At 52.9% G+C, this 20,389-nt stretch carries 16 protein-coding genes, 1 tRNA gene and 1 pseudogene; 10 read left to right on the top strand and 8 right to left on the bottom strand.

From position 1 onward, the window contains the following. The first annotated feature begins 5 nt into the window (after nucleotides 1-5). Together ACR0MJ_RS15250 and ACR0MJ_RS15245 are read left to right on the top strand one after the other, a co-directional pair. Complete coding sequence (locus ACR0MJ_RS15250; RefSeq protein ID WP_480454529.1) at nucleotides 6-1,388, top strand: sensor histidine kinase; 1,383 nt, start codon at nucleotides 6-8, stop codon at nucleotides 1,386-1,388. A gap of 64 nt (nucleotides 1,389-1,452) precedes the next feature. Further along, a tRNA-Arg gene (locus tag ACR0MJ_RS15245) sits at nucleotides 1,453-1,529 on the top strand. Nucleotides 1,530-2,319: 790 nt separating this feature from the next. Here the strand turns inward: ACR0MJ_RS15245 and ACR0MJ_RS15240 are convergent. From ACR0MJ_RS15240 to ACR0MJ_RS15230, 3 genes are all read right to left on the bottom strand, one after another. Then, nucleotides 2,320-4,263, bottom strand: a complete 1,944-nt coding sequence (locus tag ACR0MJ_RS15240; RefSeq protein ID WP_480761618.1) for a family 16 glycosylhydrolase — start codon at nucleotides 4,261-4,263, stop codon at nucleotides 2,320-2,322. 187 nt (nucleotides 4,264-4,450) lie between these two features. After that, entirely contained in the window at nucleotides 4,451-5,365 is a 915-nt protein-coding gene (locus ACR0MJ_RS15235; protein ID WP_480761615.1) for a glycosyltransferase family 32 protein, read from the bottom strand. Next, complete coding sequence (locus ACR0MJ_RS15230) at nucleotides 5,362-6,999, bottom strand: carbamoyltransferase C-terminal domain-containing protein (RefSeq protein ID WP_480761612.1); 1,638 nt, start codon at nucleotides 6,997-6,999, stop codon at nucleotides 5,362-5,364. The genes ACR0MJ_RS15235 and ACR0MJ_RS15230 overlap by 4 nt, the downstream gene beginning before the upstream one ends. A gap of 555 nt (nucleotides 7,000-7,554) precedes the next feature. On the opposite strand from ACR0MJ_RS15230, the gene ACR0MJ_RS15225 reads away from it, so the two are divergent. Continuing rightward, a complete protein-coding gene (locus tag ACR0MJ_RS15225) occupies nucleotides 7,555-7,845 on the top strand; it encodes a hypothetical protein (RefSeq protein WP_480761609.1) in 291 nt (96 codons plus the stop codon). Between the two features lie 326 nt (nucleotides 7,846-8,171). On the opposite strand, the gene ACR0MJ_RS15220 is transcribed toward ACR0MJ_RS15225, so the two are convergent. Beyond that, a complete protein-coding gene (locus ACR0MJ_RS15220) occupies nucleotides 8,172-9,449 on the bottom strand; it encodes an ImmA/IrrE family metallo-endopeptidase (RefSeq protein WP_480761605.1) in 1,278 nt (425 codons plus the stop codon). A 247-nt stretch (nucleotides 9,450-9,696) separates the two neighbouring features. Then, a complete protein-coding gene (locus ACR0MJ_RS15215) occupies nucleotides 9,697-10,215 on the bottom strand; it encodes a hypothetical protein (protein WP_480761603.1) in 519 nt (172 codons plus the stop codon). Nucleotides 10,216-10,392: 177 nt separating this feature from the next. Here ACR0MJ_RS15215 and ACR0MJ_RS15210 point away from each other — a divergent pair, with 177 nt between their 5' ends. The 6 genes from ACR0MJ_RS15210 to ACR0MJ_RS15185 all read left to right on the top strand — a co-directional run bounded on the left by ACR0MJ_RS15210 (nucleotide 10,393) and on the right by ACR0MJ_RS15185 (nucleotide 17,727). After that, on the top strand, nucleotides 10,393-10,659 hold the full coding sequence (locus ACR0MJ_RS15210) for a helix-turn-helix domain-containing protein (protein WP_480547289.1): 267 nt from the start codon (nucleotides 10,393-10,395) through the stop codon (nucleotides 10,657-10,659). A 433-nt stretch (nucleotides 10,660-11,092) separates the two neighbouring features. Continuing rightward, nucleotides 11,093-11,788: a hypothetical protein gene (locus ACR0MJ_RS15205; RefSeq protein WP_480761601.1), complete on the top strand. Its 696-nt coding sequence runs from the start codon at nucleotides 11,093-11,095 to the stop codon at nucleotides 11,786-11,788. Continuing rightward, entirely contained in the window at nucleotides 11,785-13,995 is a 2,211-nt protein-coding gene (locus ACR0MJ_RS15200) for a DDE-type integrase/transposase/recombinase (protein ID WP_480761598.1), read from the top strand. Before ACR0MJ_RS15205 ends, ACR0MJ_RS15200 begins: the two co-directional genes overlap by 4 nt. Next, entirely contained in the window at nucleotides 13,937-14,983 is a 1,047-nt protein-coding gene (locus tag ACR0MJ_RS15195) for a TniB family NTP-binding protein (protein ID WP_480761597.1), read from the top strand. The genes ACR0MJ_RS15200 and ACR0MJ_RS15195 overlap by 59 nt, the downstream gene beginning before the upstream one ends. Further along, a complete protein-coding gene (locus ACR0MJ_RS15190; RefSeq protein ID WP_480761596.1) occupies nucleotides 14,980-16,419 on the top strand; it encodes a TniQ family protein in 1,440 nt (479 codons plus the stop codon). Before ACR0MJ_RS15195 ends, ACR0MJ_RS15190 begins: the two co-directional genes overlap by 4 nt. A gap of 489 nt (nucleotides 16,420-16,908) precedes the next feature. After that, nucleotides 16,909-17,727 carry a nucleotidyltransferase domain-containing protein gene (locus tag ACR0MJ_RS15185; RefSeq protein ID WP_480761594.1) on the top strand — a complete coding sequence of 273 codons (819 nt, stop codon included), beginning with the start codon at nucleotides 16,909-16,911 and terminating at the stop codon, nucleotides 17,725-17,727. A gap of 100 nt (nucleotides 17,728-17,827) precedes the next feature. On the opposite strand, the gene ACR0MJ_RS15180 is transcribed toward ACR0MJ_RS15185, so the two are convergent. Continuing rightward, nucleotides 17,828-18,085, bottom strand: coding sequence for a hypothetical protein (locus ACR0MJ_RS15180; RefSeq protein WP_480761593.1), 258 nt, complete (start codon nucleotides 18,083-18,085; stop codon nucleotides 17,828-17,830). Nucleotides 18,086-18,566: 481 nt separating this feature from the next. Here ACR0MJ_RS15180 and ACR0MJ_RS15175 point away from each other — a divergent pair, with 481 nt between their 5' ends. Further along, nucleotides 18,567-19,547, top strand: coding sequence for a pentapeptide repeat-containing protein (locus ACR0MJ_RS15175; protein WP_480761592.1), 981 nt, complete (start codon nucleotides 18,567-18,569; stop codon nucleotides 19,545-19,547). Between the two features lie 69 nt (nucleotides 19,548-19,616). On the opposite strand, the pseudogene ACR0MJ_RS15170 reads toward ACR0MJ_RS15175, so the two are convergent. Continuing rightward, nucleotides 19,617-19,697 (bottom strand): annotated as a pseudogene (locus tag ACR0MJ_RS15170) (integrase core domain-containing protein); the annotation flags it as partial. A gap of 129 nt (nucleotides 19,698-19,826) precedes the next feature. Continuing rightward, the gene (locus ACR0MJ_RS15165; RefSeq protein ID WP_480761590.1) at nucleotides 19,827-20,384 is read right to left on the bottom strand and encodes an N-acetylmuramoyl-L-alanine amidase; all 558 of its coding nucleotides are present in this window, start codon (nucleotides 20,382-20,384) and stop codon (nucleotides 19,827-19,829) included. Between the last annotated feature and the right edge of the window lie 5 nt (nucleotides 20,385-20,389).

Here is a 20,389-nt window from a genome sequence, read left to right as displayed (position 1 = left end):
GCAAAGTGAACTCGCTGTCGGGCCGATTTCTGATCCTGACGACGGTCTTCGTCATGTTGGCCGAAGTACTGATCTTTGTGCCCTCGATCGCGCGCTTCCGTGAAGATTTTCTGCTGAACCGGCTGGAACGCGCCCAGATCGCCTCGCTTGCTTTGTTGGCCGACGATATGCTGGCTGATGAGCTTGAAGCGGAATTGCTGTCAAATGCGGGGGTCTATAACGTCGTATTGCGCCGCGACGAGGTGCGTCAGCTCATGCTGTCTTCACCGATCCCGACCCAGATCACCAAGACCTTTGATTTGCGTAATGCCAGCGCTTGGGTGCTGATCCGTGATGCGGTATCGCGGCTGTTCATCCCCGAAAACGAAGTTATCCGTGTGATCGGCGCACCGGTCAAAGACGCAGGACTGTTGATCGAAGTGACAATGGACAGTGAGCCCTTGCGCATGGCCATGACGGATTATGGGCTCCGCATCCTTGGGCTGTCCTTTGTGATCTCAATCATAACGGCCTCGTTCCTGTTTCTGGCTGTGCGCGTGGTACTGGTGCGTCCGATCAAAAGCGTTGTTGGCTACATGCAGCGCTATGCCAGCGCACCTGAGGATGCGCGCGGCATCATCTCCCCCAATTCCAAGGTGACCGAACTGCGCGAGGCCGAAGAGGCCCTGCAGATGCTTCAAACCGATCTGACCCAGGCCCTGAAACAACGTGAACGTCTGGCCCAGTTGGGCGGGGCGGTGGCTAAGGTCAGCCACGATCTGCGCAACATTCTGACCTCTGCTCAGCTGTTTACCGATCGAATTGAAGCAAGCAATGACCCCCTGGTGGCGCGAATGGCACCCAAACTTGTCAATTCGATCACGCGGGCGGTTTCTTTGTGCGAAAGCACCTTGGCGTTCGGACGCGCCGAAGAACCAGCCCCAACCCTGACCATGGTTCGCTTGCGGGACGTTACCGCAGATGTTGTCGCCAGCGAGCAACTCGCCATTGCCGATGCCTGCGTTGAGATTGTGAACGACGTACCCGAAGATCTTGTTATCCGTGCCGACCCGGAACAGATTTTCAGGGTTGTCATGAATCTTGTGCGCAATGCCCGGCAAGCACTTCTGGTCTCGGGTAAGGCGGGGCGCGTAACGGTGTCTGCATCTGAGCTTGAAGCCGACTGGTGCATCGAAATCAGCGACACAGGTCCAGGCCTGCCCCCAAAGGCACGAGAGAATCTGTTTACACCATTTCAGGGTGGTGTTCGCAAAGGGGGCTCGGGACTTGGGTTGGCGATTTCGCAAGAACTGGTGCGGGGCCACGGCGGAGATCTGTTTCTGAAAGACACAGGGCCAGATGGAACCACCTTTGAAATAAGGCTTCCACGCGGTGATATGACTTTTTGAAGTTTTTTTGAAGAATCGACTTGCGCGCCCTCGGCCTCAGGTCTAAATACCGCCTCACCAACGCGGACCGATAGCTCAGCTGGATAGAGTACTTGACTACGAATCAAGGGGTCGGGGGTTCGAATCCTCCTCGGTCCGCCACTTTCCTTTTGTTGAACGTCACACGAACCTGACCCAACCGTCACAGTTGGACCAGAAACGGGGTGAACGTTCGACATCGGAAGGCGCCCCCAACGTTGGACATCAGTTGAATTTGACCTTTGGGTCATCAACTAACACACCGCCCCCATTTCATGTTCCCGCAGGCAGTTTGATTTGTTCTGACTTCCTCTTTGGAAAATCAGGGCTGATTTGCAGATCAGACAGCGAAGCTGCCTGTTCCTGCTGATCTGCCACGTGGCGAACGCGGGAGGGGGCGAGGCAACGCTATTCGACAGGGGTGGTGCGGCCCGCAGGCACAGCCGAGGACACGGTCCTGTCTAATGGGGTTGCCCGAGGGGGAGGGCCGCGCCCTCACCCTGACGGCCAGAGGCGTTTGGCTTGTCCAAATCCCGCTGGCCTACGAGGGGAAAGTAAGAAGAAAGAGGGCCCGCCGCCATTTGCGATTGTACCATTCTGTCAAACTACAAAAAGCAAAAGGAGGTCACAGAGAAGACCTTCGCCACGTTTGCAACATTGGGCCTGACCAAGGGCAGCTTCGTGCAGAACTGACTAAGCAAAGTGTTACCGGCGGCAATTTGCCGTTGCTGGTCGATGTGCCCGACGCCGCGGAACACCTTTCGCCATTTCCGGCCCACACCGGACCTTCAACAATGTGGCAATTTGCTGCGCTCCTGCATCCCATCGCGGTCACTCGCGACGACCGCAGAGAACTAATTCTTTCAAGCCATCGCGATTCCTCAACAGCTTGAACAATTGTGTTCTCGTTTATTTATGCAAATACCGACACATTTCTGAAGACCGCACGCGCAGGAAGAGATTTCTCATTGATCCGCCCCGCAAAGTCTTCGGAGCGTGGAGCCCAGAGATTACCATGGAGAAACATTGGAAGATGTGGGATTGGAGTAGGATCCCAGCCAACTCGCTCATGAACAGTCCTGCCATCCACCGACCAACTTATTAATCCCGGTCGCCAATCGATGGCATAGTGGTGGAAGTCCTCGGTGGCGTCGAAACCAAGATCGATCTGGGAAGGGGCACCGCGGTAGCCATACGCCATCGCCGCCCCTTCGTCGCCGGGGTTGAAATACACATTGACCAACATGGTTCGAGGATCGGTTCCCGCCAATTCGACGTCGATCTCTTGCCGAGGTGTACTTCGATGCAAGAAGAACCCGGTCACAACACCGGGTCCTGTAGCGGCTTTGATCTCGGCTTCAAAACGCCCGTACCCGAATGAATGTGCGGAGGCAAAGGCTCCAGAGCGATATGGCCGCTCAACTGATGGAGCCTTCTCCATTATCAGGTTTGTTCCTTCCTCGTCCCATGTCAGCCCCTCTTTCGCGAACGAGGCAAGATTGCCAGGGAAGGTTTCGACCAAGCTGGGAAACAAAGGCGTGGCAACCCTCATAGTCTCGCAAGCGAGAAGTTCTCCTGCGAAGGCCGAAGAATTTTGTATGGGAAGCCTTGGCCTCCAGCCGCTCGTTGGTGGAAGCACCCACGGAGAATCATCAAGATGAGTTTTCTTCACCGAGCCAGGCTCACTATGTGCGCAGTCGATGAGTTTTCGATCGTCGCGAAAGATTCTTTCGCTACGCAGGGTGCCGGCAGGAAAGGCCTCTGGAGGAGGCGGGAGGTCGAGCAGCGCACAGATCGGTTCCCATGTCCGATCGTCCGAACCTTCTAGAGCAAGAATTGTTGTTCTCGATGGGGGTAGACTGGCAGAATCCAATCCAAATTGGTTTGCAACACCCGCTTCTAGAACGAATTTTACGCTGGGCGTGCCTATAGCCGTCGTTAGTGCGGTCGACATAAGTGGAGCGTCTACGAGAGCATCAAATTGCAACGTAAGATCGGCAAATTCCTCCTTCGAAAGGCTTTTTTCGTCACCGTCAAAGACGCGAACGCGAAGGCCGAGCATCGAGAGTGCCATTGCTAGACCCTCCCGATCGCCGCGGGCAGTCCATGCCAGCACAGGACCAGCACTGGTCCGCTCGGGCGGTAACGGACCTGAGTTGATATCGACGATCCCAGCGCGAGCAAGGTAAGGTAAGACGGAATAGGAGTTGTCAGAGGCACAGTCTTTTCTCTGGAGAATGGCCGGCGACGAAAGTGCTAGTGCACCGAGTTCTTGGAGCCGATAGTTCATCCACATGTCGACTGGGCCTGTTACCGGCATCGCGCGAAGCAGCGCCGCGGCACCTTCGCGCGAAAGTACATATCCTGAAAGAAACCAGAGCCCGCGCTTTGGCCGGAATAGATCGTCGCAGGGCTCTGCTCGCTCGGCCGTCTCTCCGGCATCCTCGTAAGACAAGTAGAGCAGATGCGGTCCACCTTCTGCGTGGCACCGTTCGAGGGCCGCCAGCCAGCCACGGTCGATGGCCAACGCCGCACGTGGTGTGAACCAGACATCGTCCTCGAGAACTAAGACGTGCTTGTGTTCCCCTTTCGCGATAACCTTCCAAGCTTCTATGTGCGACCTCGCGACCGCGACTTCCTGGCGTGTCATGCGGACGGGTTCATCGGCGCTGAAACACGCCTCCAGCTGCGAATCCGGCTGAACGTGGAGCTGATCACCTAGACGATAGTTCGGTTCTACGTCGGCCGTGGCCGCCACTGCGCGGCCATCGCGCGCATCCACTGATGCGAGTCGAGTCGCGATCGACGTGAGCGGATCACCATCGAGTGTTCGAAAGCGATCGAGTTCACGAAACACCCTGCGCCACCTTGCCGGTTGTCGATCAAGATTCAGGATCAGAATCGACCCAATTCTTTTAGATCCCACGCCGAAAGCAGAGATCCGGCTGCCGGGCAGTATTGTGGCTACAGCGCGAAAGGCTCGAAATGTAAGGGAACGAAATAGCCCCGAGACTCTTTGTAGGTTCATACGCGGATCTTAGACCTCAGCCTGTGCCCATATTGCGCCAGTTGCGCGCATCATCGCGATAGGAAAGGTGCCAGCGCGTCTCCGCTATACCTTCCCAGCCACGAAGGATCTCGAAATCGAGAGGTGCTCCAGTAACCATCAGGTCGCGCGCGTGTGCTGCGAGGGCCGCCGTTAGATTCCCGGGGCCCGTTGTCGACTGGATAGCGGGGTATAACTCATCGCCGAGTAGCCGATCAGTAGCGCGGGATAACGCACACCGGATTACCGGGTGATCAGCGGGTGCCGCAATTGGATTGTTGTTCACGTAGAAAATGCGATCTTTGGTGCTTGTATCCGCGCGCCATATCTCGGTGGTCGGCACCATCCCAGCTTTCTTGATGTCGTAACACAACGGCTGGAGTTTCAAACGGCCATCGCCGAACAAGTCCTTCCAGCTGTCGCTGATCAGCACGTCATCCGTATCCACATAAAAGCCTCCTTCAGCAAGCACCACGCACATGCGCAGATAATCACTGCGCATCGCGGGATGTCGACAGCGCTCAAACGCAAGCAACTCACGATCGCTGAACCGTTCGGCGAGGTATGCTGCGGCGCTCTCATCACAGAACATCCGGATCTCGAATCCTTCATCAATGAGGCGATCCCAGCTCGAGATGCAGGCGCTGACATCGTTCGGTAAGTCGCTTGGATCGTGCCAATATCGGATCAGCGTCCGGGGCACTGCTTTAGTCATCTGCGAGTTTCCCATATCCATAGAATCCGGGTGTTCGATTAGATGCAGCGTCAGGTCCCGGATAAATGCAGATCGGAGCGTGTCGTTTTCTTCAAATCCGGGAGGATATGCGCTCGCACTTGTTGCTTCGCTGTGCGACTTCTTTCGAAAAAAGTCAGTGCCAAGGGCGGATTCCGGCAGATTGAACTGGCTTGTCACTGCAATTCGCTCGCTTGGTTAGCCCGTTCAGCGGAATCAGAGAGATAGGCCTGATAGCGCTCGGAGTTCTTTAATAGATGTACCCGGCCATTGACGACAAAGCCATCGAGACCATGCTGGACTGTGTAAGTATCGAGGTCGCGGATGTTATTGATGAAGCCTTTCCCATTGAAGTTAAGCGAGGTGTTGCACAACACCCCGTAGCCGGTGCGGGCTTTGAAAGCGGTGAGCAAGCCATGAAGGTTATCATTAGATGCTGCAGTGACCGTTTGAAGACGAGCAGTTCCGTTCACGTGGGTGACGGCAGCCAATGCGTCGGTAGTTGCCTTGTACGTATAGAGCATGTACGGGCTATCACTCTCGCACCCAAACCACTTATTGGCATCCTCGCGAAGGCATACAGGCGCAATTGGGCGAAATTGCTCCCGTTGCTTAATTTCGTTCAATCTCTCTCTTGTGCGGGTATGAAACGGCGCGGCAATGATCGATCTGTTGCCAAGCGCTCGTGGTCCAATTTCGTAACGACCGCTTACCCACCCGAGTACAAGGTCGTTGGCCAACAATTTCGCCACCTCGTCGTGATCCATTTCTCGAATGTCATACCTGCCGTTCTCGAAGCTTTCTTCGGATCGGAACGAAAGTCCGGAATAAACACCCCACTCGATTTTTGGGTTTCCAGTAAAGAAAAACTGAGCATCAATTGCGGTGCCAATTGCGGAACCAGAGTCGTTGGCAACGGGAGGTACGAATATACTAGAGAAGAATCCCGTTTCCTTCCATTTAGTGTTCCAGTCGCAGTTCAAGCCACAGCCGCCGGCGATCAAGAGCGGTAGGTTTGGTTTCAAGTGTTGTCTCGCAAAACGATGGAAGCTGTCGAAAATCGCGTCGCTGTAAATGCCTGCAAAGTTGCGGAATTCCGGATCATCGAGGCCCACGTTGTAGTGCGGCGCATTCGTAAAAGCTTTGTTTGCGCTCAACTCCTGAAATGGACCCTCGAGAAGACTATCAAGTAGCTTGCGTTCCCCAGACGACGGGGCACTACGAGTAGAGAAGGAGGCGAGAGCCATAAGCTTCCCCGCATCTGAAAAGCCGGGAAGACGACCGTCTTTAGGAGTATTTGGATCAGCGAAGGCATAAAGCTGTGCGTAACGGTTGCCTGGGTGAGTCATAACATCCGCTATGAGTTTGATGTTTAGGTCAGCGTCAATTTCATAGAAGGTGCCGATTGCGCCTTCCCAAACCAAGGCGTAGCAAGGCGTGCCTACTGGCAGGGGTGACATCCCAAATGCGCAAAGAATATGGGATCGTTCGTGGGACGAAGAAAAGTAGCGGACTTCTTTGTTTAGAAACCGCGTCTGGCCAAAGATAATTCCATCTTTTGCGGTGCCCCTATAGCCAGCATTGCTTGACGATCCATGGAGGAATTCGTGGTGGTCACGCGGCCACCATCCCCCCATGCAAATTGCATCCGGGGCGTTTTCAATTTCGCCTATCGCTTTGAGCATGTCAGGACCGGAAATCGGTGAATATCGATAGTTTGAGTCTTTCTCCGCTTCAATTGAAAACTCTAATTGGCCATCGGAGACATCAACGATCGCACCGTCATGGCCGGGATTGAAGGAAAGGAATTTCAACTTATAGGAACCTTTTTGGTGAAGCTGTATACAAGGATAGGTAAACAAATAGAGCAAATGGGCTCCAGCGAAAAAACCAACCCCGGGCCGTTATCACGAGAAATCAAACTGGAGCAGGCAGGTCAATGTCCGCTATCGAATTCTGCTCCAAATACAACGCCTTCACAGCGAAGGCCATGTGCGGATGGCTCCTCTCATAAGAAAACTTCGACGCCTGCACTGTGGCGCAGCGCGACTCCGGTTGGAGCAGGAGCCATCCACCCCATCGGCTTCCCGCTCGACGTACAGGACAGTCGTGTCTGCTTCTCTAATTGGGCGTTTAGGCCAAGCTCGTTTTCCTTCATTGTACGGGATCATTGTCGCTTCCAAAAAGCCGTCATTCATAATTCGTTTGCTCGCCTAGAATCAGCGACACTCGAGCTAAGAAGGATGGTTCTACAACGAACAACGCAGTGGAAAGTCCGCACATACCTTCCTAAGTCGTCGTCACCACGATAGTGACAAACTCAACATGGGTGGGTACGAAAGCGCGCCAACACCACAGAGGATAGTTTTATGAAGTCAAAGGAAATGTACGGAACAAAATTGCAAACTACGATTGAAGACTTGAATGACGAACCTGAACTTCGACGGATCGGGCTTAGCTTCTCCTATAGAAATGGCTCTATCTGGATCAAAGAGGGGCCGCGTCCGGATGCCAATCTCGCCAACCGATTGGGAGTAGGAGAGGCTATCTCTAAGCACCTATCGGCAGGGGGCATCAGCCTAGCATGGCCTATTGCGAGCGACGATGTCCAATGGATCAGGATCACGCAGGAAGGGGTTGAGGAGATCTCTGATCCGTAGCCCGCTAGAACACGCAAATTATTCGCTTCAAACAGGATTCTGCTATCAATTTAGTAGGTTTCAGCAGTCTCGTCAGGTTTGAAGATCGACTGTTTTCTTCTGCCGCCCCAAACTTTGGACAGACCGCTAAACCCTTAAAGCGGACATTGGCCACTACGGAGGCGAATGGCAGGAAGTTCGCTCATATGCCATTCGCTATCTAGTCCTGAGTGTCCGGAATGTGCGGTTCGCGACGCGACGCTCATACAGGGTACAAATGCTTGGTTGGCGGCAGCTTAGGGCTCAAACGACTGATGTTGCAGAAGTTCACCAAGTACGGATATCGACTAAGCACCGCTTGAAACAATTTTCGATAGGCGGCTATTAGTACGATGATCTGTTACCAGAGCCATTCGCTTCAGTCTTATCTCAATGGCCAGTTTTGATGCACCGAAGTAATCGGATAAAGCCGATAGCATCATATTGTACGGTGCGTAGTTGCAAGGCTGGTCATCGACAAAAATATAGCCGTGCCCCCTGTCTTCTATTCCTAGTTGGCATCTTAGCTCGTCAACCTTTTGCCTGAACTGTGCTTCGGGTAGGAGTAACAGTGAAGCAAATAGGTTGGCTTGATACTCCAGCCGGTCGTAGTTGAAGCCGTCCTCGCATTCATTGTTGGCAATGAGATCACTTTCGACAACGGCTTCTGAACGCAAGTACCGGTCGTGTTTCAGGCAAAAGTGCCCGATTTCATGCGCGATGGTAAAGCGTTCCCGGTTGGGATCGTCATTTCTATAGACTTCGATGGAGCGAGTGCTGAAATTTGCGGATCCTAGAATTCTGCTTCCATCTGAGTCTAAGAGTTCCTGCGTAGAATATGACAACGCAATGCTCAGATCAGAACAGATCTTTTCAACGTTAACGGCGCCATGGAAACAATCGGCGTGCGATAGAATACCTTGAGCAATCGATTGAATTTCTTTTGAAGGTACAAAAGCAACAAACTCGGGGTGGCGATCAATTACTTGATCTAGCCCATCTAGTTTTCTTGACTGAAAGCTGTTCAATAATTGAGTCAGCGATGCAAAATAACTGCCATCGCTATAGGCGGAGAACTTCAGCGACTTTAACCGCCTAGGCGTCTCAAGGATTTGATCTCTTACAAAGTGATTTTCCGCCCAGACACCGACCGTGCGGTCAGCAACGATGTCGACACCGTTGATGTCATATTTAATTATGCCAAGTCGTCTGCTTCGGGCCACGTTTTCTGCACCTGACTGCAAGCGAGACGCAGAGACGATCACACCTTTCGCCGAGTGACCGAAGATACGTCCGATTTTGTCTGAGAAGTCGGTGATGTCTCTCTCTTGAACACGCTCGCGATGATTCTTGCATTCAAACAGAACAAAAAGATGTGGTTCTTCGCGACCTGGTCGGCGCACCTCTATTACGACATCAAACTCGACATCGCCCTGACGTTCGCGGCAGTAATATTTCTTCTTCTTGTGCACTTCGCAGAGCGCGGCAGGATAGGCATCGAAAACAAGATCACCTTGTTCTTGTTGATCTATAAGGAAGCTGTGCCATTGATCCTCTAGACTATCGCCCTTCTCAACAGTATTCATGCTTCCCTTCCAAACTGCCCGGAGAAATCAATATAGTCTTCATCTGCGCGAAATTGAATGACGGCTAAGCATGGGTATGTCCGCTTCGGACCGCGACCTGCCGAATGCACACGCAGCGCCTTGATTGGTCGGCAAAGAGGGTAATGGGTTCTCATCGCAGGTCCACAATCGTTTTGTGAGCATAAAGATCTAGCGATCAGTCTTGTCGTACATCGTAAATCTCGCGAAACAGGCATCAAACGGATGCCTATCCTTCACAAGATTTCGTCTGTTTTTTCGCTTTGTCCCAAGGAACCCCTAACCTTCTGCTCAATTCGTTGACTGAAGGACAGTCTTTAAGCGCTTTTTGAACTTCGCTGCTATCGAGTTGAATAGGAGGCCTTCCAACGCGAATTGGAACTTCGCGATGCTTCAGGCCGTCTGAAAGTGTGGTTTGCTTCAAACCATGGCGCTTTGCTACCTGCGCCAAGGACATGCGCGATTTATAATCTTTGATGGCACGTTCCCATGGATCCAAACCCAGCTGATCCAGTAGCCTCCAAAGAGACTTGCGAGAACAGTAGTACCGTGCACGTAAATCTTTGAGCATTTCTATGGCATGAAAGTCTGCAACGAGATGCTTCGACGAGAATTGAAAACGCAGCCCTGGTTTGGCTTTCAACCAGACCGTCGCGCAGAGATCACCATTTTTTTGCAAACGAATATGACAGCGTGTAACTGCCGCCGGGTCTATCTTTCGGAAAGTATCGTAGTCGTTCTTAACCATCCACACATCGCGGGCAATCTACATACGGCTTTGTCTTCAATTCGCCATTTCTATGCTTTTGCTTTCAAGAAGGTGCTTTTGCAATTTAGGGCATCGTTTAAAAGATTTGACTGCCGTGCGCACGATCAAATCTATTTGGGATAGTTGAAAAATCGACTCCATTCGCGAGGTCAAGTCATGAGACACAACGATATCCCTATCGACCGAGCAAGGCACGCGCGGATCAAGTGTGAACTGGAAATCAGAGGGTTGAAGCTCACGGACCTAGCGCAACGGATCGGTGTCGGAGCCAGCGCCGTCAGCTCTGTGTCGCTTGGGAAAAGCCGTTCAGAGAAAATCGAAAAGTACCTGGCTTCTGTGTTAAATCAGCCGGTTGAGGAGCTGTTTCCTGAGCGCTACGCCCAATCAGAGGTGGCTGAGGGGCAAAGCCCGGGAAGGCCGTAAATCCGAGGTTCTGGAAAGGTTGTGGCGTAGCGATGGGCCCCATTTGTGAGCCAGAAAGGACCGAGATCCTGTGTTTCAGGCAGAGGCCAGACAACGGTCTTGGATGTGGGCTCGCCAGTCTACCCAAACTACTGAATTCGCGCATCGAGCAAGCCTTAGTTGATGTCATCGATGCACCTGTCTCCGTGCTGATCTAGCCACTTCAAAGAAAGGAAAACGACAAATGAGCCACTAGAAAAAGCAAAGCCCCCGAGAGCTGGCACTCTCAAAGGGCTTGGTGCAAATGAATAGAACCCGTTTGCACTTCATTCATGACCCAAAATTGGTGACCCGTCAACCACGCTGATCGTTTCAGCGGGCGGATCGCCTTTTGTCTCCACAAATGAAGAGGAGCCGAATGGTGCGGGCATAGCTCGCAACCACGGCAAGAGATATGTCTAAAGATGACGACGACGATTTCTATCGTCCCCCCGAGCCAACCACGGCCGGGCTGATGTTTCCTGCACGTTCAAAATTCACCGTGCGTGGTTTTACCTTGGCCATGACGCCTGCCGAAATGTACTGGCGGCAGATTATCTCTGCCAGCCAACATGAGCGGGCAACCTGCCTTCTTGCGCTGGCAGATCCCAATCTTTGGAACCTGCATGATCAGCCTCGTCCCGTCAGCTACATTGATGCTGCCGGCCGGCAGCGTACGCACCGCTTTGACTACCTGGCTGAGTACCGGGACGGATCCAAAGTCGCGATGGCCGTCAAACCTGCAGATCGGGTTGAAAAGCTAAACTTCCGAAGCACGCTAACAGCCATCCGTCGCGATCTGCCTATGGGATTTGCTGACAAAGTTTGCCTTATCACTGAACACAGTCGCCACCCGAAAGAAGTCCAAAACGCTGAGCTTCTGAATTTCTTTCGGCGTTGCTCGGATCCGGAAGCAGACGAGTTGGTTGCCGAATACACGATTGGGCTCAAGGACGAGCTGTCCATTGGTGAACTCCTTAAGCCCTTAGACCTTGGTGCGCGCGGGTTCCGCGCGGCTTTCCGAGCCATCTACGCGGGGCTTCTTAAGGCCAACACGCGTGAATTCATCTCCACCAACACAATCGTTGCCCCCGGAAAGGATAGGCCATGAAAGATATCCAGTTTCAGCTCAACATCAGCCATGAAGATGCTGTGCTCGGAAAGGGTGAGCTTCACTTTGTTCAAAAGGTCTCGGATTACACGGTGACCCTGCTGGCAAAGCAAGCGGGTGCTGTACTTCTGACGTTTACTCATGCGGAGCTCGCGAGTTTGCTCGAAGATGGGCATTTCTCAATCGAATATGGCTATTTCTCCGATCGACAGGCTGCACGCCGGGCGCGGGCTGGGCGTGCGTTGCTCTCGCGTTTGTCTCTGAAGACCCAGTTCAGGGCGTTTATTGGCGAGGCCTGGTGTGAATCGATGAGTGAGGGTGAAGACGAAGAGTGGTTCAACCGCTCATCAAAGCGGTGGCCTGAGTTTCTGCCGAAGCTGCAGGAACGCGTACAGCAGAAGCTCCGCGATGGGCTGCTCAAAGGCATGAATGGCGAGGGGGTTGATCCCGCATTGCTCTCCTATGTGCCGGGTCGCAGTAGCATTATGAAAAAATACCGTGAGTGGGAAAAGACCAGAGATCCGATGATCTTCGTCAAAAAATCGATCTTTAACGGTCAAAATGGAAAGCGCGTCCAGCCCCAGGTTGAAGCGATCATTCAGCTTGAGCTCTCAAACTACCTTCAGCCCAGCGAGATCTACCCTTCTCAAGTGTTGGAAGCCGTAAATGCTGAAGTGCGGCGAAAGAACACTGCCCTTGGCTTTGCTGGCGAAGACCTTCTTTTGGAAGCCTCCCAGAGCACGATTGAACGGCGCATCAACGAGTTGGATCGGTTTGAAGTCGAGGCCGCGCGCAACGGCGTCGCGCATGCCAAGAACAAGCTGGGCGCCCATACTGTCGGCATCAAGCTTCACGCACCACTGCTGCGCGTCGAAATGGATGAATGGGAAATTGATCTCATGTCGATCTTGCAAGGCGCAAGGGCCGATATCACCCATCCGAGCCTGCGTGATCTTGAGCTTGGTCGCTATTGGGTTTGCGTTGCCATTGATGTCGCCAGCCGCTCGATACTCGGTCTCAAACTTTCGACCAAGCCAAGTGCCGAAGATGCGAAAGCAGTTGTCTGGATGGCCATGCGAGACAAGACCATGCTCGCGTCCCAGTTGGGGTGTGAAACATCCTGGTCACAGCATGGGCATGTCTATCACGTTGTTGTCGACAACGGACCGGCCTTTGTAAACGCAGACTTCAAGGCAGCGCTCTCCGATTTGGCGATCGACTACTCTGTTCTACCTGCTGGGGTTCCCAAGTTGAGAGGGGTTATTGAGCGCTTGTTCCGCTCGATGGCGACTTTGTTAATGCCTTATTTGACGGGGCGCACATTTTCAAATCCGCAGCAAAGAGGCGATTACCCGTCAGAAAAATACGCGGTGCATACCGCCGAGAGTATCTTAGAGTTGCTGGTACGCTTCACCGTCGATGTCTATCACAATCGCAATCACCGGGGTTTGGAGTACGCTACGCCCAACAACATGTGGGGTAAGCTGATTACCGAGTTCGGCTGGTCTCCCCCGATGAGCAAGCACAAGCTCCGTCATATCCTGGGGCTTAAATTCAATCGTGAGACTGGCCCACATGGCGTTCTGATGAACGGCGTCAACTATCATTCCAAACGACTGTCAGAACACTTCCAAAAATATGGCCAGCAGAGTGTCGAAGTCAGTATCGATCCCGAAGATATGGGGAACATTTCTGTCTGGTTAGAACGCGGCAAAGACAGTGGGTGGTCCACGCTGGGTGCAAGGATTGAGGGGCTCGAAGGGGTATCATTCGCCTCCTGGGAGCGGTCAGTCTTTGAATTGCGTCAGAACAATCGCGCGGCGGCAAGCTTGACGCAGGGTGTGGTGGACCGCGCTATTCGGCGGATCAAGGAGATCGACGCTGAGCAATGCGCAGCGCGGCAGCTTGGCCCGATCAAGCTCACCAGCGATCAGATCAGACGTGCGCAGAAAGAGACGTTCTGGGGTCTGTCCTTAGGCTCTGATCCGGACATTGCCCCTGACAAAACGGCGGCAATCCCTGATCCGGACGTTGGTTTTCTGTCAGATGAAATTCCCTACCTTCCCGGCCCGCTGCCCGAGGAGGAGCCAATACTGACAGAGGAGAACGAGAGGGAATGGCTCTTCAGTGATGAACTCGAGGACGACGATGGTGATCGGAGCGGATCAGACGATTCCCAGGAAACCGAGGAGAAGGGCGATGAATAAGCACAGCAAAAAGTTTCAGTTTGACAAGATCATTCGCAAAACCGTGCAAAGCTTGAGGCAGCTCTACATCCCGCTATCAGAATACGACAAGCTAGATGCGCGTTTTGGCAGCATTCTTGAACAGCGACGCGCCGATGAGGCCGATGGTGTCGCATTCCAAGCTCGAAGCATCATGCTGGTGGGGCCATCCGGGAGCGGAAAAACTACTGCCGTGCGGTATCTCAAGCATAAATACAGGCATGTCCTGGCGACGGACCCGGAGAAGGAATTCTGCGAGTTTGTTGACCTTCAGGTGCCAAGCCCGGCAACTATGAAGTTCGTTGGTGCAGCTACGCTTCGGGCGCTTGGGTACCCGTATTCTGGCAATAAGCAGGGGCCGGCGATCTGGGATCAGGTCAAAGTGCAACTCAAATTGCGGCGGACGCTCTTTCTTGGTTTCGACGAGGCACAAGATTTGGCTCGTTACCAAACCGAAAAAGAGCGCCAGTCAGTGGTCAACACCCTGAAATCCCTGATGGAAAACTCCGTCTGGCCGGTAGGGCTGCTGCTGTCCGGGATGCCGGATCTCAAGAAAATCGTAAATCAGGATGCACAGCTCGCTCGGCGGGTTGATCCAATCGAATTCAAACGATTGCACGCGGTGCGCGATGTCGAGCATGTCATCAAGATCGTTCAAAGATACGCTGATCGGGCGCAGATCGATGTAGATGCTTCGGTTAGGAACGAAGCATTTGCCATGCGGTTGATTCATGCGGCGGACTATCAGTTTGGACTCTTGGCCGAGATTGTTGTCCTCGCGGTTTCACATGCGCTGTTTGCAGAAGGGTTCGAAGCAAAACTGAGCATTCGGCACTTTGCTGAGGTCTACAGCGAAAGGAATGGAGCAGAGGCCTGGATGAACGTCTTCATCGCCGAGGACTACGGGCGCATCAATCCAAGAAAGCTTCTGGACGACGGAGACAGGCCTGAAGATGGAGAAGATGCATGAGGCCCCTGCTGAACCCAATTCTCCCCTTCATAGAAGGGGAGACCCCGTCAAGTTACGTTGCTCGGTTGGCCCGACTGTTCACGAGCACGCCACGTGATTTCTGCTCGGATCTTGGAATGCGATGGCCCCATATCTGCTCGGCGCATTTAGGCCAGTTGGAGACGTTGTCACTGCTAACCAGTGTGCCGCTTAACACACTGGATCAAGGAGCGGCCAGGTTGATTGGTCCCTGCCGGTATCTCGTCGGGCTGTCATCAGCCACCAATGGTACGCTACGGCGTGCAACCATCCGCATTTGTCCGAGATGTATTGTGGAGGCGATGGAGGCTTCTGGTCCCGGGAGCGCGTTTCAACTTCTCGAGTGGTTGGTGCTGCCGATCGGGACCTGTGCCAAACACGGCGTACCGTTACTCCAGCTTCCCAATGCACCACATGCACACCTCACCTATGACGTGATTGAACAAGTGGCGCGTCATAGGGATCTGATCTTGGAGACCGCTCAGGTCGCGAAAACGCATCGGCGATCCTCGTTTGAAACTTACCTGAGCCGCCGTATCAAGAATGGAGTTCGTGGTGACTGGTTAGACTCTTTGGACCTGACACATCTTCATCAAGCCGCTCTTACATTAGGCATGACACTTGCCATGGATCGAGGCGATAGTCGTTCGGATTTGAACTTCGACCAGGAGCGTACCGCCATGTCGGCTGGTTTCGAGGTTTTGAAGAATGGACCGGATACCCTGAAAGCCGAGCTGGAACGTGCAAGGCGTCGGTCTTCCTCCAAGCGGTCTTATTTCACAACAGATATGGGCGAATTCTATACCTGGCTGAAAGACACTGAAGAGGACCCGGCAACAGCGGAGCTCAGGGCTTGCGTGCAGGATTTTGTTCGGGAGAACTATCCGCTGCAGACCGGCGCGAAAGTTCTGGGTACGGAAATCTCAGCACCCAAACTCATCACGCTTGAACGCGTGCGGGAGCTACATGGGGTTGGAGAGGTTCGGGTGCGAGGCATTCTTGCCCATCTTCGCGGTAAAAACGCGAGCGACCTGTCAGATATGAAGGATGTCAGCCATGAGGATCTGGCTGCCGTGCTCGACTTCTGGTCTGGGTTGCAGAATATCAAGTCCACCGCGAAGCAGCTCAATATCCATCCGGTCCAGGTGAAGTCGCTGATCCGGCAGAATGTTCTGGAAGCCCATCGTTTTGAAACGTCTCTGCGCTATGTGACATCCTCCTCTGTGCAGATCTTGCTGACTCAGCTTGAAGGCCTGCGCGTTGCATCACCGGCGCGTCATAGGCTGCCCCTCGCAGAATACTGCCAACAGAGCTGGTTGCCTCTGGCTCGCGTTGTTAGCGATTGGGCGGCAGGCCGACTGACCGGTGTATCGCGAGACCCGGATGTTGACGGATTGGCGGGAATTCTGATCGACTAAACTGAGACCTTGGAAAAATCGGAGCGTGTGTTTTCCGGCGATCTGTCGCTTAAGGATGCGGCGGCGCGCCTGAGAATTAGCGTCGGTTCTATCCGGCGGTTAAGGGATGGTGGATATCTGAAGCAGATAAAAGCGCGAAACCCAGACACGCAGCACTACCGGTGTTACATCACTGAAGAGAGCATTCAGGCGTTTGTAGAGGTGTATGTGACGCTTGGCCAAATGGCAGAGCACATAGAGCTCGCAGCGATCCATTTGGCTCGGGCGTTGGACCGACGAGAAATCGAGACGATCCCCTGTGACGCCGGGTTTGTTCGCGCTTACCCGAGAGAGACACAGGGAGTAGTTCGTGAACTGGCGAACAGAGTAACGAGTTAAACTGATCCAACTGTCTCAGTAGCCACAGCGCCGCGGTTGCTCCCTCAGGTCTTGTTAAAAAAACCATGATGTACCTTTCCAGATGGCCGTCTTGATACTGCGAGAAACCCAATGAACCGTCTAACTTTCGCGTCCAGCGTTTCGCCTGAGATCGAGCAGGTCATCCAATCTAAGCTTACCGCTTTAGAAGCGGATCATGATGTCCGAGTGCTGTTCGCCATTGAAAGCGGTAGCCGTGCATGGGGTTTCCCGTCTCCCGACAGTGATTATGATGTACGCTTCATCTACGTACATCGGCCAGACTGGTATCTGAGCATTGAGCCCGGTCGTGATGTTATCGAACTGCCGATCGAGGGCGATTGGGACATTAACGGGTGGGATATTCGTAAAGCACTTGGTTTGTTGATCAAACCTAACCCCGTGATGTTGGAATGGTTATCCAGTCCTATCAGGTACAGATGGAATGATGCGATATGTGAACGGCTGATTGCCTTCGCAGCCAAGACGACCTTCGGCGAATCCTGTCTGCACCACTATCGCAACCTGGCACAGAAACAGTGGGACAAGCATGTTGGTGAGAGCCAGGATGTGAGCTTCAAAACGTATTTCTACATCCTGAGACCCGCTTTGGCGATCTCGTGGATCCGGCAGATACCCGACACGCCGCCGCCCATGAACCTGCATGATCTCATGAAAGATCAGGACCTGTCTCCCAACCTAGTAGGGCACATTGACAGGCTTTTGACTTTAAAAAGCAAAACCAAGGAAATGGGCCGCGGACAGCGCATAGCGGTCATTGATGAATTCATACAAGATCAAATGGCGTGGGCATCCGTAGTAAAAAAGAACGAATATCGCCACGACCTCATGACCGAGGGCAATAACTTGCTGCGGAACATAGTGAGAAAAGACGCGGGACTCGGTTCGTGATCTAACGATGGCCGCAACGGGCCAAACTGCTTCGGTCGTCTCAACCGCCACCTGAGCCAAAGTGCGCGGCGGAGTTATGGAATGCTTCCGCCGCACATACTCACCAATAATAGTGGTGGGGCTTGCGCCCATCGGGCCAGACTAGATCGTCAGGATCAGCGCCTTTCAGGATGCCGAATGCAAGAGCCTTGGATTTGCGTCTCGTTGGACGCGTGTGACAGGTGATGTCGTGATAGCGTGGCCAATTGCCAAGCCACCGGACATCATCCGGGTCTTTTCCGAGACGACGGCTCAGACCTAGGCGTGAGTACCCGTTCCCAAGCACGGTACGGGGACGTTTGCGTTTGTAATGGGCCATGTCATTGGCCTTTCATGCAGTTTCTGAACTACATGGCACCCTCCATCGGTTGGCTCGTTGGTTTTGGGCTGGGCTCGGATAGACGGCCGAAAACGCAGCCGGTCTGAATATCGGACTGGGCGAACAAGATCAATGGGGCGGGAAAAAGCCGCTTAATATGGTGTTAGGTGATCGGGCCGGTAGGCTGTGGACGGACGGACCACTCAACCTGAGATCGCTTCACATAACACCCGTTCAGCGATGTTCGCAGTTTGTTACGACGCGATCAAACATCCACTGGTTGCGGTAGCGTGCCATTCGAGACTCTGCCCGGTAATGACCGCAGTGCGGACGAAGCACAATTTCGCTGCGGTTGCGCCAATGTCCGCTGTCGTGATCAAGCCGAAGCCGTGGAATGTCGGCCCGGCAAACTAGACGGTCCCACGCTGCGTGGCTACAGTCAAATGCACTGACTAGGCTCCTTGACTACTAGAATGCATGCATGATCGAAGCTAGCGAAGTAACTTACGACGACATATCCGAATACCGTGCGCCTTCTGAAACGCTAGTCGGCAAAGACATCCTATTAGAAGAAGTTTATGAACGCATTGAGCGAGCGGAGACTGCAGAACTGAAGTCGGAAATTTTGGGCGCTTTAGACTTGAGGAATTGTCTAATTTTGGGTTTGAACCTTGATGGAGTTGTGTTTTCCCATGGAACCCTTGATCAACCAACCGACCTGAGCGGAGCGTTTTTTGCAGATTGCTCCCTTGTGGATTCGAACTTTTGTGGATGTCGGTTATCGTCCGCTCGCTTTGCAAAGTGCGACCTTTCGAATTCGTGGTTCATTCTGGCAGAGCTAAACGGGGCAACAATAGACGAAAGCGAGTTAGACAACGCAAACTTTAGCGAGGCGAATTTCGCGGGTATCAGGCTCCATAGGAATAGATATCAAGCAGGAGTTCACAAACAGCTTAACGACGGTACAGACACAGTTCGTAAGAGCACAGTAGATCGATTCTTCGATTGGTCACTGATCCGCTTTATTAGCGCTATTCCACTGTTTGGAGTGTCGTGGATTGGATTTTTGAGTTCGTTGTCGCTCATAAATGCCATTGGTTTCGCAAACATATACTATAACGAGTTGAGCTTTTTGGTCGAGCCGATAGAAGTGCCGTACGGTCTGGTTAATGTGTTGATCACGACAGTGTTTTTGACCATCGCATCTTCCCTTTATCGATTGACTTGTCCAGGCAGAGTTCAAGAATTCTCTGAGACACAATGGGTAGAGCAGAACAATTTTCCGAGGCTCCAGTATTTCGAAAAGAGTTTGGAGACTCGCATCCGCTTTAGAGCATTTCAGATGCTCATCTATCTCACCTTGGTTATAGGGCTTGTCCTGACGCTCTTGCTTGTTTTTGAGCGCACCCAATTGGCATTCTGCTACTGGAAACAACCGGACAATGCAGTCGCGTGCCACTAAGTGATGGACTGACCATACGCACCGACCAAATCTATTGATGGGAAGATACAATTCCGATCCACCAGCTGACGAGTTGAAGAGCGTCTCGTTCGGGCATTCATCACGCAGCTTGCCGTTTAAGCTTTCGATCAACGCATTCTGTTGGGGCTTGCTTCCGCGAAGCCCTTATTGATTAGGGAAAATGTTTTATGTCCCCGGCTGAAAATCACGTGACAATCCTGTACGGTGACTTCAAATTAACACCAACACTAGGGCTGCGGACTATGAATCTGTAGGGTATCAATCGATGCCGGAAAGGGCTGCATCCCAAGGGAAGTTTTCGCCCGGATCCATTTTTACTTTGTACGTATTGCCACCGCAGTCGAAGGTTCGATCATCTACGGCGCTGTGTGCCATAAACTGATTTCGCTTCAGATCATGGCGCACTGCAAGCTCGGTCAACAGACTGTTCAACGCGCTCATCATCGCATCCGGAAATTCGTCTTTCCCATTACCGCGGTGCACCAACTCGATTCCGATCGAGGATTGATTGTGCCCGATCGCATGGTTAGCAACCTCATCAGTCGATATCGATTCTACCTGAGTTCCGCTCTGGTCGATTATGAAATGGATGCCGACTACAGGCTGTTTTTCAAACCATTCCTTCCAGAACGCAGCATCGTTTCCGGCTCCAGAGAATTCTAATACTCCATTGGGGCAATCGGCTATTGGTCCACCGATTGTATGAATGATCACCTTGTCTATGACATCACGTTTATCCCCGGAATCCTTTGCCGCAACTTGAACACCGAACAAGGAAATCACGAAGGTTGTCAAAAGTGCTTTAGCAATCGGCATAATAT

It is taken from the genome of Ruegeria sp. C6, from assembly GCF_056537625.1.
This window is presented reverse-complemented; position numbering and strand designations above follow the sequence as displayed.

What these genes read in the sequence shown, in the direction of transcription:
- ACR0MJ_RS15185 (WP_480761594.1), top strand. Translation starts at nt 16,909, where the DNA reads ATGAACCGTCTAACTTTCGCGTCCAGCGTTTCGCCTGAGATCGAGCAG.
- ACR0MJ_RS15210 (WP_480547289.1), top strand. Translation starts at nt 10,393, where the DNA reads ATGAGACACAACGATATCCCTATCGACCGAGCAAGGCACGCGCGGATC.
- ACR0MJ_RS15190 (WP_480761596.1), top strand. Translation starts at nt 14,980, where the DNA reads ATGAGGCCCCTGCTGAACCCAATTCTCCCCTTCATAGAAGGGGAGACC.
- ACR0MJ_RS15205 (WP_480761601.1), top strand. Translation starts at nt 11,093, where the DNA reads ATGTCTAAAGATGACGACGACGATTTCTATCGTCCCCCCGAGCCAACC.
- ACR0MJ_RS15215 (WP_480761603.1), bottom strand. Translation starts at nt 10,215, where the DNA reads ATGGTTAAGAACGACTACGATACTTTCCGAAAGATAGACCCGGCGGCA.
- ACR0MJ_RS15165 (WP_480761590.1), bottom strand. Translation starts at nt 20,384, where the DNA reads ATGCCGATTGCTAAAGCACTTTTGACAACCTTCGTGATTTCCTTGTTC.
- ACR0MJ_RS15220 (WP_480761605.1), bottom strand. Translation starts at nt 9,449, where the DNA reads ATGAATACTGTTGAGAAGGGCGATAGTCTAGAGGATCAATGGCACAGC.
- ACR0MJ_RS15180 (WP_480761593.1), bottom strand. Translation starts at nt 18,085, where the DNA reads ATGGCCCATTACAAACGCAAACGTCCCCGTACCGTGCTTGGGAACGGG.
- ACR0MJ_RS15200 (WP_480761598.1), top strand. Translation starts at nt 11,785, where the DNA reads ATGAAAGATATCCAGTTTCAGCTCAACATCAGCCATGAAGATGCTGTG.
- ACR0MJ_RS15175 (WP_480761592.1), top strand. Translation starts at nt 18,567, where the DNA reads ATGATCGAAGCTAGCGAAGTAACTTACGACGACATATCCGAATACCGT.
- ACR0MJ_RS15225 (WP_480761609.1), top strand. Translation starts at nt 7,555, where the DNA reads ATGAAGTCAAAGGAAATGTACGGAACAAAATTGCAAACTACGATTGAA.
- ACR0MJ_RS15195 (WP_480761597.1), top strand. Translation starts at nt 13,937, where the DNA reads ATGGTGATCGGAGCGGATCAGACGATTCCCAGGAAACCGAGGAGAAGG.